At 36.9% G+C, this 13157-nt stretch carries 12 protein-coding genes; all 12 read left to right on the top strand.

The window, feature by feature from the left end; genetic code table 11:
* Positions 1-13: 13 nt before the first annotated feature.
* On the top strand, positions 14-298 hold the full coding sequence (locus LQV47_RS11965) for a DUF2752 domain-containing protein (RefSeq protein WP_230037142.1): 285 nt from the start codon (positions 14-16) through the stop codon (positions 296-298).
* A 231-nt stretch (positions 299-529) separates the two neighbouring features.
* Positions 530-934 carry a type VI secretion system tube protein TssD gene (gene tssD / locus LQV47_RS11960; RefSeq protein WP_047492225.1) on the top strand — a complete coding sequence of 135 codons (405 nt, stop codon included), beginning with the start codon at positions 530-532 and terminating at the stop codon, positions 932-934.
* Positions 935-1072: 138 nt separating this feature from the next.
* Complete coding sequence (locus LQV47_RS11955) at positions 1073-3001, top strand: phage baseplate assembly protein V (RefSeq protein WP_230037140.1); 1929 nt, start codon at positions 1073-1075, stop codon at positions 2999-3001.
* 1 nt (position 3002) lies between these two features.
* Positions 3003-3173, top strand: a complete 171-nt coding sequence (locus LQV47_RS11950) for a hypothetical protein (protein WP_230037138.1) — start codon at positions 3003-3005, stop codon at positions 3171-3173.
* A gap of 67 nt (positions 3174-3240) precedes the next feature.
* On the top strand, positions 3241-4794 hold the full coding sequence (locus tag LQV47_RS11945) for a DUF2235 domain-containing protein (RefSeq protein ID WP_230037136.1): 1554 nt from the start codon (positions 3241-3243) through the stop codon (positions 4792-4794).
* A 202-nt stretch (positions 4795-4996) separates the two neighbouring features.
* The gene (locus tag LQV47_RS11940) at positions 4997-5944 is read left to right on the top strand and encodes a DUF2931 family protein (protein WP_230037134.1); all 948 of its coding nucleotides are present in this window, start codon (positions 4997-4999) and stop codon (positions 5942-5944) included.
* A 98-nt stretch (positions 5945-6042) separates the two neighbouring features.
* Complete coding sequence (locus LQV47_RS11935; RefSeq protein ID WP_230037132.1) at positions 6043-7002, top strand: DUF2931 family protein; 960 nt, start codon at positions 6043-6045, stop codon at positions 7000-7002.
* A 154-nt stretch (positions 7003-7156) separates the two neighbouring features.
* Complete coding sequence (locus tag LQV47_RS11930) at positions 7157-8200, top strand: LysM domain-containing protein (protein ID WP_230037130.1); 1044 nt, start codon at positions 7157-7159, stop codon at positions 8198-8200.
* A 13-nt stretch (positions 8201-8213) separates the two neighbouring features.
* Positions 8214-9257: a hypothetical protein gene (locus LQV47_RS11925; protein WP_230037129.1), complete on the top strand. Its 1044-nt coding sequence runs from the start codon at positions 8214-8216 to the stop codon at positions 9255-9257.
* Positions 9258-9259: 2 nt separating this feature from the next.
* Entirely contained in the window at positions 9260-9772 is a 513-nt protein-coding gene (locus tag LQV47_RS11920; RefSeq protein WP_230037127.1) for a DUF4280 domain-containing protein, read from the top strand.
* Positions 9757-12549, top strand: coding sequence for an OmpA family protein (locus LQV47_RS11915; RefSeq protein WP_230037125.1), 2793 nt, complete (start codon positions 9757-9759; stop codon positions 12547-12549). The genes LQV47_RS11920 and LQV47_RS11915 overlap by 16 nt, the downstream gene beginning before the upstream one ends.
* 1 nt (position 12550) lies before the next feature.
* Positions 12551-13156 (top strand): hypothetical protein, encoded by a 606-nt coding sequence (locus LQV47_RS11910; protein WP_230037123.1) that lies wholly within the window; start codon positions 12551-12553, stop codon positions 13154-13156.
* The last annotated feature ends 1 nt before the right edge of the window (position 13157 follow it).

Here is a 13157-nt window from a genome sequence, read left to right as displayed (position 1 = left end):
TAATACTGCAGAAATGAATATTGAAGACTTTATGCTGACCTGTCCCAGTAAAAAATTTCTGGGAGTAGAATGCCTTGGATGTGGCGCTCAAAGAGCTATTGTACTGGTATTTGAAGGGAAGTTTTCTGAAGCTTTTCATATGTACCCTGCAGTATATACTTTATTATTGTTTTTTTTTACACTGGGTTGGAGTTTCATCGACAAGAAAAGAAAATATGGCGTTGCGTTAGGAATTATGGTGGTAACAAATCTTTTAATTATGATTGCTGCATATATTTATAAGCATAGTGTTTTTTGAAACCGTTTAATGTCCTGCAATGAGTTGTTATTCATTCCATAGTGGTCTACAGAAGACTAAAAGCCAATATGAAGCATTCCTTTTGTTTGTTTTATTGCCTGTAAAAAGTCGTAGAACTACTACAATTTATGAAACTGTTGCTTAAAAACTTTTTAGATTAGAACATGAACTCTATCTTTGTTATGTAAATCCTATTATACGGGAACAATCATTAAGGATAAAATTTAAGAAATGGCAGGAAATTCAAGAGGAATCTTAAAATTCAATGGAGGTGAAGGTCAAAAGCTACTAAAGCTTAATTACAGCGTATCAAGAGCTACGGATGTTTCAGGACGTGTAGCATCTGATCCGACAAACGCCCTTATTAAAGTAACAATTGAAGCAACAGAAAAATCTGATGTTTTGGAAAGCTTACTCAACAGTAAATACAAACCTACCAACGGGGAAATAAATTTCAATAAATCTCATGAAGAGGGAACATTGATCTCTTTAAAATGGGAGAACGGATATGTGATCCAGCATGAAGTAGATTTTGATGCTTTAGACAGCAACAATATGCTGATCAGCTTTGTAGTTAGTGCAGAGAGTATTACGTATGGAAATTCATCTTATGACGGACTTTGGCCTATGAGCTAAGTCTTCAGTACTGAAATATAAAAGGCTGTCCTCTTAAGACGGTCTTTTTTTACCCATTGTAACCTGATTTCAGGGATGATTATTTACTGGAATCCATTTTATAAAAAAATTAAAAACCTTAACAAATCACTACAAAATATGTCAATCACATCTGGAAGAGGTGCAGGATCTTTTCGTCCGACACAAAATGCAGACGGTGTATCTGAAAATCACCATACTGGAATTAACCGCCTGGTAAAGCTTTCTTTGGTTATAGAAGGAAAGATAATCAAATACTATAAACACTTTAAGCTTAAGCAAAGCACAAGACGCCACCATGAATTTACGCTTACCCTGGCACACGATGCGCTGGGAGACCGGCAAACCCATTCACTGGAAGAAGCCAATAAGTTTTTGGGTAAACGTCTTACGGCAGTACTCTCTTATAAAGATATAGACAACAGCCCGGAAAGAACTTTTGTAGGAGTTATTACAGGAGTGGGATTCAGCCAGGAGAAAATGAGCTTGGGAAATGTTGTGCTTACGGGTTGTAGTCCAACCATTCTGCTTGATGGAGCGCCTCATATTCAGAGCTTTGGAGGAACTCAGCCTGTCAATATGGGAATTATTGCTGATGAAGTGATTAAACAGGGAATTGATAAAGGCCGTTTTGATATCAGGGTGGATGCCAATAATTTTTCACAGATTATTTACAGCAGCCAATATGATGAAACCCACTACAATTATCTGGCGAGGATGGCAGAAGCCTATGGAGAGCAGTTTTATTATGATGGGGAAGTGCTTCATTTCGGAAAATTGCCTCCACAAAACAAACCTATTGTATTGACTTACGGAAGCAGTGCCAACGATATAAAGGTTGACCTCAAAGCTGTTCACACCAGACCGCAATTCTACGGGTACAACAGTAATAAAAATGAAAAACTGACTTCGGGATCTACGCCTATTAAACATGTGGGAGATCTGGCTAAAACAGCATACAGCCATAACGATTCTATCTATAAAACACCGGCATTGCAAATAGCACCCGTAAAAGCATCTACACATCTTGATGTGGAATATTCACAGAAAAGTGCTTCAGGAAGTGAAGCGGTAAATGTTTTTTCTGTCTCGGGAAATACAACCGTTCCCTTTCTGCATCCGGGATGTGTGGTAGATATGCAGATGCGTAAACCAGATTCTAATGAAACATCTTATTTCACAAGAATTATGATTACAGAGGCAGAACATGAAATTGATACTATAGGTCATTATCAGGGAAGCTTCGTAGGAATAGCTTCAGATACGGGATTTCTTCCAAAACCGGAATACACGGTTCCAAAAGCAGAGCCACAGACGGCAACGGTAATTTCCAATACAGATCCTGAAGGGCAAGGGAGGATACAGGTGAGATTCGACTGGCAGACTAATGATACCACGCACTTTATCCGAATGATGAGTCCTGACGCCGGAGGAACGGATCAGATTTCTCAAAACAGAGGCTATGTAGCAATTCCTGAAGTAGGAGACCAGGTGATGGTTAATTTTGTTCACAGTCATCCGGACAGACCTTTCGTAATGGGAGGAATGTTTCATGGAGGGGTGGCGCTGGGTGGCGGCGTTAATAATCATTTGAAATCAATCCAAACCCGAAGTGGGATCAGAATCTTAATGAATGATCAGGAAGGAAGTGTAACGATCCTTGATCCAAGTGGCAATAGCTATTTTATGGATGGTAAAGGAAATATCAGCATGAAAGCTCCGAAAAATTTCACATTAAATGCCGGTGAGAATATCAATATCAGTGCAGGAAAGGAAATTTCTGTGAGTGCAGGGGCAAGTATTACCAGTACCGCCAATGAAGATATTATTTCTACCGCCGGAAAAGATATGAAACTTACGGCATCAGGGGATATCACAGAATCTTCGGATACCAGAACGGAAATGGTGGAAAAAGAGTTTAGAAGACAGTCTGAAACTTCTAATGAAATAGCAGGTGAAATTTCTATGTTCAGCGAACTTGAGAATATGACCATGCAGAGCGGAAAAATTGTGGAATTCAACAGTGCTGAAAAATCAAAATTGTTCTGATATGGCCATTATAAAGACAGCAACCAATATAAAAATAACGGTCAAAGATTCCTATCATCTGAACGCGGGGAAAAAAGTTGAAAAAATAGCAAAGAAGATCAACGTTGAAGCACAAAGAGAAAATCTTGTGTTAGCAAGTAATAAGAAAATCATGTCTCATGGGAATAAATAAATTTACAGCTAAAGTTAATAAAGACAATTCCAAACTATTTCTGTCAATCAATTTTTAGAGAAAAACTATGCATAATAATCAATTTGGAAATTATACACCGCCAGCACCGCCAAAAGGAGAAATCAATATTAGAATTGGTGTCTTTTTCGATGGAACCCAAAATAACAGGAGTAATACCAGAGCTGCAGGAAATGAACCGAAGTATTATCCAACTGAGGAAGAAAAACAGAAATATAAAAAATATTCTAATAAAGAAGATGATAGTTATGTAAATGATCTGTCCAATGTGGCAAGAAAAGAATACTGGTATAAAAAGAACGATGATGAATATGTAGGGAAAATATATATAGAAGGAATAGGAACACAGGACCTTAAAGGAGATAGTGATAAGATTACAGAGCATTTAGGTGTGGCATTTGGATCCGGTGAAATGGGAGTTCGGGCGAAAGTGAGAAAAGGTTGTGAGGAGGTTGTAAAGAAGGTTGTTCAATTGAAGAAAGATAAACGGGTGAATACCTTAACCCTTGATGTTTTTGGATTTAGCAGAGGGGCGGCTGCTGCAAGAAATTTTGTTTATGAAGTGCATAAACCCAAATATAGCCCACTTACATATGTGGCTCCTGTACAAGGTGCGGAACCTATCTCTACTGATAGCGATGGGTATTATACGGAATTAAAAGAATTTCCGGCAAGAGGACATTTGGGAATACAGTTACAGGAGAAAAATCTAAAGATTACAACCATAACCATTCGTTTTCTGGGATTGTATGATACGGTTTCTTCTTATGATCCAACGGCAACTAATAAGACGATAAGTCCTAACTTTAGTAATGATGTTGCTGAATTGAAATTAAATACATTAAAAGCAAAAAAGATTATCCATTTTTGTGCATCAGATGAACACAGGGAAAATTTTATGTTGACTTTAACCAGGAATGCCGGAGGAAATGATTTTTTTCTTCCTGGGGTACATTCTGATGTAGGAGGATGTTACACTCACAATATGAAAGAATTGAACCGGCAGATTATGGACTTTGATAATACATGGGGAGATGGTTTAAGTGATGAGGACTATAATAAAATTTTAAATGCTGATCTGGATCACCTGATAGAGCAGGGATGGTTTAAACAAGAGGAGGTTGTAAGGCCCAATTCTTGGCATGAAACCTATATCAATAGAAAAGGAATAAGCAATAGATATAGTTTTGTCACATTACATCTGCTTGCTGAGATGGTGAATGAAAATTATCCTTCTACCATAGATTTTGAACAGATAGAAAAGAATTATAAGATCCCTAATGGAGCAGGAGATGAATACTATTCACTGGATCTGACCAAGGTGAAATCCAGGCTTAAAGAATATTTAAACGGTGCCAAACCAAAGATGATGTATTATACCAATAAGGAAATCGAACAGTTCAGAATTCAGTTGAAACAGAAAAAGATGACTACTGAACGGTTTAATACCATTGTAAATGATCATAATATGCTGATGGTTCTTAGAAACAGATATCTTCATTGGAATTCAAGATTTGCGGAAATCGGATACAAACCCAATTATACTTTGGATAAAAAGAATTTAAAAGTAACCAGATGGCGTAGAATTGCTCCTGATTCATAAATAATATATGTAAAAAGAGCATAATTTCCCTTCAATATTTTTCGTTGAAATGTTTCAACAGGGATCATGTAAAGCGGATCTCTATGTTCTTTTTTAGAACAAATTTTATTAAATAATATAATACCTTAATTATTGAGATATGAAAAAACTACTTATTTATATACTAATATTTCAATGTTTTCTGATCTCATGTCAAAAAAATATGGATAAATACGAATGGATGCCAACAGAAAGTTCTCCTAAAATGTATCCTATGAATATACATCAGGGAACATTGGTGTTAGAAGATGGAAGCAATGTATATATTCCATCTTCAGGAATTTCAAACGAGATATGGGGACATATAGGTTCTACGCACGTACAGGGGAGTTCTTTAAAGGCAATACCTGTAAAGCTGGAGCTTACCTGGGCCTCATTTATGGAGAAAAAATTCTATAAAGGAAGTTGGGACCTGCCTGTGGACAAAATAAAAGAACTTTTCAATAAAGGGCTCATCAACTGGCGTACAAATGTCAAAGAAAACTATTCTTACATTGTTGTTGGTTGTGCTCCAGGAGGCGTAGTTGTAGTATGGATGTATGGAGATGATCAGCAGGTAGAAATTGCACGTTTTCAGGCGAAGGAAACAACCATCAGTATGGCAGAATACGTACCGGGAAATCCTACTATTTCATCTGATGAGTTTTTTGATATCAGCAGTTCCGTACCAGCAGCCTATGAGAATATGAAGAAAAAAGGAATTCCCTATGGTGTATGGGATATCTATCGTGAAAAATATTCATGGAAGCCGGAGATACAGATTCCTGGCTATACATTAGATCATGTTATTTTTGAAATGTTCAATGGGGAAATGGAAACTTTATTTGGAAACACATTGACCAATAATCAATTCAAATCAAGAGCAATTCCAAGATACTTCTCTTTTTTATTTTCGAATTCAAAAGGTGATAAATATGTCTTTGAAGTAAAATATGCTGATGAAGACGAAATGCTTGAATTATTTAAAAATGCAGATAAAAACAAACCTATAGAGATTATATTACAGATGAATGGAGATCTGAATGATAAAAAATTGGTCTTCAAACAGGAAGGTAAAGAAATTCTGATTAAAAAAATAGACATGGATAACTTTTGGAAATATGAAGAATGATTTCTTTAAATTTCAAAAATAAATCTGGAATGCAGTTTAAAACGAATATAATTTATTGTTTACTTTTCATCAGTACCTTAATCTCATGCCAAAATAAAATGGAAAAATACAAATGGCTTCCCACGGAAAGTTCACCTCTTCTATATCCTATGAATATTTATAAAGGTCATCTTTTTCTTGAAGATGGCAGCAGTGTATATATTCCCTGTTCGGGTAGTTCTCATACAGGTTGGGGCTATAGTGGCTCTATGCATACTCAGGGAAGTGATTTAAAAGCTGTTCCCGTTAAGCTTGAGGTAACCTGGGCGTCATTTTTAGAAAATAAATTTTATACCGGTAGCTGGGATTTGCCTGTAGATAAAATAAAAGAACTTTTTAAAGAAGGAACCGTTAATTGGAGAACCAATGAAAAAGAAGGGTATTCCTCTGTTGTCGTAGGTCTGGCCCCGGGAGGCGTGGTAGTAGTCTGGATGTATGGTAATGACCAACAGGTAGAAATAGGACGATATCAGGCAAAAGAAACTTCTGTATCTATGAAAGATTATGTCCCCGGAAATCCTACAATAACACAGGAAGAATATTTTGATATGAGTAAATCTGTTCCTGAGGCCTATGAAAACATGAAGAAAAATGGAATTCAGTTTGGGATTTGGGATACCTACCGTAAAAAATACAACTGGAGAACCAGCATAGAAATTCCTAATCATACTTTCAAAAATGTAACATTGGAAATGTATAACGGAGAGGAGGAAACATTGTTTAATGAGACCATTGACAAAAATCCTTTTAAAGAAAGGGCGGTTCCCCGTCTGTTATCTTATTTATTTGAAGACAAAAATGGTAAGCAAACAGTTTTTGAAGTAAGATACTTCGATGAAGAAGAGATATTTTCATTATTTAAAAAAGCAGATGAAAATAAACCTATAGAAATTGTCCTTCGTATGAATGAAGATCTGACCAATAGAAGGCTGATCTTAAAACAGGGAAATAACGAGTTTCCTATACAGAAAATTGATTATGACAATATGTGGAAACTTAAAAAATATAAATCAAAATAGTATAAAACCGGGTTACATGATAATCTGCATAATATGAAGACGCATGTAATGATAGGAGTTGAAAAGCAAATATTGAAATTATGGGCATAACTTTGTTGGTAATACCCTCTCAGAAAGGAATGCCTGTAGAGAAATAAAGTACGAAGATGATTGTATGCAGAAATTTAATAAACATATCGTTCAAAAAGGGGAAACCTTAAAAAGCATTGCTGCCTTTTATAGCCTGGATGTGGATGCTTTAAAGCTATTTCATAATAATCTTTGTCAGGTAAAAGATATGATCCTTATAGAATTGACGGGGCAGAAAGAGCTTTTCATTCCAAGGACGGCAGTAGCAGATAAAAATAAGCTGGTAAAGTTGGGGAGAGGAAAAAGCCTGACCTTTCAGCCGGGTCATTCATTTTTTAAATATGGGGTGATCATCAATCTGGAAACAGGAGATCATAAAAATGAACTGAAATATGAAACGTCAGTACGCTGGCTTAAAAGTGAAAATAACCTGCATTTTTTTGAAATAGACCGAACTTCCAATCTTTTTCTGAACGAAGAAGAAGTAAATGAAATAGCAGATACACTGGCTTATAAAACATCAAAAGTTTTATACCCTCTACAGGTAAGTGTAGATCAGTATGCTAAATTCAATGCTGTTGAAAACCTTTCCGTTTTCAATGAGCGGTGGCCGGATGTTAAAAATGAAGTCTATAAAGAATTTGAAGGAGAAGTAGTAGACGAATATTGCAGAAAGATTGAAGAGATACTGGATGAGCCGGATGCACTCAGTCTGTATCTTAAAAATGATTATTTCATCAGGACACTATTTTTCGGAGTCTATCAGAGTTTTGGGCAGAATTATCAGATTGGGGGAACAGAGAGTTTTCCTGTTGTAAACAACCCGATAGAGCCCCGGTATAAAATAAAGCTGGAAATTGACCCCCTGAAAGATGAATATGACCTTGTGAATATTGAGGGAGAAGGTAAATTACATGATGAAAGAGATGTACATGATTTTATCAACGAATCCCCTTTCTCTTTAATTATTGAAGATGACCCGGTAATAAATAATCAGGGAGATTTCAGGATAAAATATTATCTGGATGGGAAACTCCAGCTTCCGGAATCCATGTATTTGGAATGCAGCATCATGCTCAAAGAAAAGAAAAAAATATCAGTAGTAGTAGCCGCTCTGCCGGAACAGTAAAAAACAAAATAATATGAAAATAAAATTAAATCATAAACTTCTTACACTGCTTTTTATAGCATATTATGGCCTGTATTTCGGGCAGAAAGTAGAATTTACCGTACCCAAAAGTATTGAAACATTACAGAATTCTATATTTTATTTCAGTAATGACTTTACAAAAGATGAAGCCAAAGCAGCAGCGGCATCTGATGATGATTTCTCCACAACTGTTGATCTTTATAATTTAAAATACGATACAGACTACAAAAATCCTTATCTGAAACCGGCATTAAAAAATGGAGCAAAGCCGAAGCAGTTTATTCAGCAGGCAGTATGGAATGTAACCATGAAAAAAGTGTCCGGGAAAAGCACGAAAGTAAGTGTTTTTCTTGAAACTGTTACTCCGGATCGTTGGTCAAAAAAAGATATTGATGTAAAACAGACCCAATCTACAGGAAAAGTAGAGCAGGAAATCAAAGAGTTTCTTTTAAATTATGAGGAACCAAAGGTTTCAGAGGCTTTAGAAGCAGCGGCAGATGCAGCTGATATTGCGGCCACAGAAGCCATGGCCACAGCTCAGGTTGCTGATTTTGAAGCCAGAAATGCAATAGAGAAAGTAACATCAAAAAAATTACAGAGCGTATTCAGTAAAAAACAGTTTATTGCTCTGCCAACAACATCCGGAAACTTTACTAAGCTTTTACAGATACAGCCCAGCGAACTTGAATGTGGGGATTGTAAAAACGGAAAATATTCCAGTTGGGATTTTGATGATTTTAATATGATCTATGCCCAGATGACAACAGGATTAGAATATTATGCCCTGCAGTATTATGGCAATCAAAAAGTTTCAGGATTACCATATGGCCTGGTATTCAATGACAGTTCACCTTCTGAATGTAAAACAAAATTTGCAAGATATAATGCCCAGCTTTACCAGACAACAGTGGATACCGATAAAAACTCATCAAAAGCACTTACAGTAGTTACTTTTAAGATCAACACCAGTTTTGTTCGTCTTGAATTTGGAAATGAATATTTAACCAGACTTGTTATCTCAAACAAAGAATTCTAACCATGGCCGAAAAACATATTGTAGTACAGGGTGCGATGTGCAAATGTCAGTTTGGACAAGCCCCGGATAAACTGAAAGTGCTTACACACCAAAAAGAATATGCGAATGATAAAAGTGCTTCCAAAAAACTGATCGCTACCACGAAGGAAATAGGAGGCGCCACTTTTGAAAAAAATACATTCGGGAACTGCACAAAAAACGGAGGTCCGCCGCCGCCATGCAAAATAATGGTGACCGAATGGCAGAAGTTTTATGATAAAGTACAGCTTAGTAACGGTGGGTTTATTATTCTGGAAGACAGTAAAGCGGTCTGTGCTGTGGCAGGAACCCCATGTATTGAGATCATAGACCATGGGCAGAGAGCTGAAGCCGGCCAGCAGAATTTTAAAAATGCTGATAAAGACGTACAACAGCAGATCAATCCTTTGGTGAATGCTGAAGAAATGTATAAAAAAGAACCTGTTTATGACACATCAGGTGATAATTCAAAGAATACAGGATGGCAAAAGGAATAAAGAAAATAAATATAGCTACAGCTGAAGACAATACAAAAGTGGTAGCCACCCAGGGCGACTTTATTGGAGTTGAGCCCGGAAAACCTATCTGGTTTCAGGTTTCAGAATGGTTTCCCGGTACCCCTGAGGCAGACAAAAAAAAGGAAGTAATCTGGATCCGGCAAGACAGTGCACGCCAAAAAGTGATTAATCAGCTTAGAAGACCCGCTGGCTATGTATACAGCTATACATTCACCAAAAAAGAATGTGGGATTCTTTCTTATTATATAGAAGCAAGCCTGGGCGGAAAACCGGATAAAGTAAATAAAGTAGGGAAATATATCTTTGGACATTGCCCCCCAAGGATTGTAGACTCCAGATGGAGTACTAAGGAAGGGGGAAAAGATGTCAGACAGACCTTTTACTTCAGCTATGGGCATATTATTCATCTTTACCTGGGAACAGAAGGACTGAATGGAAGAAAAGACCTTATCGTTGAGATCTACAGAAGAATCAGAACAGGAAGAGGGGCAAAAGATGATCCTATGATGAGAAGATGGGCGGATGTGGAAGTCAACGATGGGGAGATTAATGTTAAAGTTCAGAATACATCACAATGGAAAGGAGTCATCAAGGATATAAAAGATGTGGAAGAGCTGTACGTAAAGGTTAAAGATCCAAAGACCGGAAAATATATTGTAGACGATAATAATGATGACATCCACGCAAGGTTTTTAAGGATGAAAAACGAGCTGGTAGCTGCAGCTCCCCAACCGCCTCAGAATGTTGTTCCTACCAAGATCTATGCGCCGGATAAAAACCTGGCAAGATATGAACCCTGCAAATTTGAGACGATACAGATCAGTGACATCGTTTTTGAAAAAGACAAAGAAGTTAAAAAGCCAATCACACTTTTTAATAAAGGAGTTGGTGTTAAGAATATTGCAGAAAGGGAAACCATACATGCCACCATTTTTTATGAATTCAATTCTGCAGTCATTGAAGGTGACGGAGAAAAGAAACTGAATAATATTCTTCGTTTCTTACTGGAGCATCAACATTCTACAATAACCGTAGATGGATATGCCTGTGTGATTGGTAAGATGCAGTACAATCAAAGCCTTTCTCAGAAAAGATCAGATATTGTAAAGAAATTTTTTACTGACGGAGGATTGGACAGCAAAAGAATAAAATCCCTGGGAAAAGGAGAAGTACATGCTACAGATGATAAGAACGGTAAGGACAACGTAAAATATAAGGACGAAAAAGAATATAAAAATAACCGAAGAGTAGATATCTATTTTGATTATTATCCGCACGATGCAAATACCATTATTTATCATACCATTGCCCCTTCTTCGTCCACCAAAAGGAATATAACGATAGATGTATCAGCATTTGATACGAAAGCCTGTTTCAGGAATAATGACCTTCATACCAAAGAGATCAGATTACTGGATGTAGGCCAGGCTATTGATGCCGGAGATAAGGAGAAAAAATTTGCCCCACCCACATTCGATTATCCGGTATATTCAGATTTATCCAGAGCAAATGCCCTTCCGCTGCAGTATATCTGGCCGGAAGCAACCACTCCGAATAAAATACAGATGTATGCCCACAGCTGCAGATTTTATAGCAATAAAAAGCGAACTACGGTTTTAATAAAAGCCTATCCCGATATCAAATGGGATTTCCATTTTTTCCTGAATCTGAGTAATGATCTAAGCGTTAAATGGCAAAACCTTTCTGCTGCAAGACATAAGGAAATGCAGGAAAAAGCCGGAAAAATAGGAGCAGAAAAAAGATGGAAACAGACCGAAGTAGATTTTGGGGTGACAATGGAAGCCAACTGGGACAGAACAGCCGCTGATAAATATAACGGTCATGCTGATGCCACCTTAAAATTTGAAGATAAAATAAAATGGATGTATAAAGTCTTTAGCTCCCTGAAAGAATTTTCAAAAGGAGTGACAGACCAAACCAAAGGTAAAATCAGAAAAAAAAGTTTTACCAGTAAAATGCCATTAACAATAGAAATGAAGCCACCCAATTTCTGCCTGGGAGCAGAATGGATGCTGGAAAGAGGCAAGAAAAATAAAAAATCCCTTTCCACTATTGGAACAGATCTGGAGTTTTATTTCAAAGCTTCTCCAATTGTAGGGATAGAAATCACTATAGACCTCCTTGATATGCTGATTCAGGCCGGAGTAGGAGTGGTAAGTGGCGGAACAGCCAACGTTGCCGCTAAAGTGATCCTTGATGAGGTGAGAGCCTGGCTGGCTGATGAAGACCATCCGATATCTTTGAATATGTATATTGACCTGAAGGTATTTGGAAATATTTCCGGAGAATCAAAGATCCATTTTAATACCAATTCAGATGAAAGTAGTGGAAATGGAAAACTGGAAACCCAGATTGGTATTGAATTGGATGCCGGTATTGAAGTAAAAGCAAAATTTGTAATCATTGTGGCGGAAGCTTATGCCGAAGGGAAAATAAAAGCAACCGGTAAAGCAACTGCTACTTTTGGGCATAATCTTATTTATGATCAGAAGAGCAGCACCCAGAAAACGCTGTACTACAAACCGGATCTGAAATTTGATGGCCTGGTCGCTACTGTAGTTGTGAAGGCAAGTGTTGGCTTATATATTAAAAAAGGAATTTTAAAAGGAGACAGAAAAATGGACCTTGCAGATTTTGATAAAACATACGAAATCCTTCCGGAATTCGATATTATAGAAAAGCTGGAGAAATATACCGGATTCTCTCCAACGATACCGTTCATTCAGCAGGGATAATATGAAAAAAATAATAGTAACAGGAGTGCTTATGCTGTTTAATTTTTGCAGCTCACAGTCAAAAACAGATCTGACAGCTTTAGAATTGGGAGCGGCCAATGAAATAGTGATAAAAAACACCACAAAGCAAGTTGACCTTGAACAGACTACTGGCTTCCTCTATTACAATACTTACAAAGTAGACCAATATCAGTATGGAGATATCAGTTTTTTGCAGGATTACCCTAAAGAAAGAAAGTACATAAAAAGTGAGATTGGATTTTTAGTGGAAAATCAGGAACATAATATACTGGCAGGATACTATATAATGACCAAAAACTTTAAAGAAAGTGAGGCGTTGTCAGCTGCATTAAAGAAAAAGTATGGTGAGCCTAAAATAATTATTGAAGCTACCGACAGATGGCCATATTCAGGATATTACTGGCAGGGCACTAAAGATGGTTTTGATATTATGATGGAGCAGGTGAAAAAGAAAATTAATGTTGATCAGAAAGAAATAAAAGGTCTTGAAACCAACCTGTATTTTATAAAAAAAGGATCACATTACGGAAATATGAAAGACAGAGAGACTGTATTGCAGAGCTTTATAACCAGACATGAACAATAAT

The sequence above is a fragment of the Chryseobacterium sp. Bi04 genome (genome assembly GCF_918698085.1).
GTDB lineage: Bacteria > Bacteroidota > Bacteroidia > Flavobacteriales > Weeksellaceae > Chryseobacterium.
Note: the sequence above shows the minus strand (reverse complement) of the source record. Positions and strands in the feature narration are given on the sequence as shown.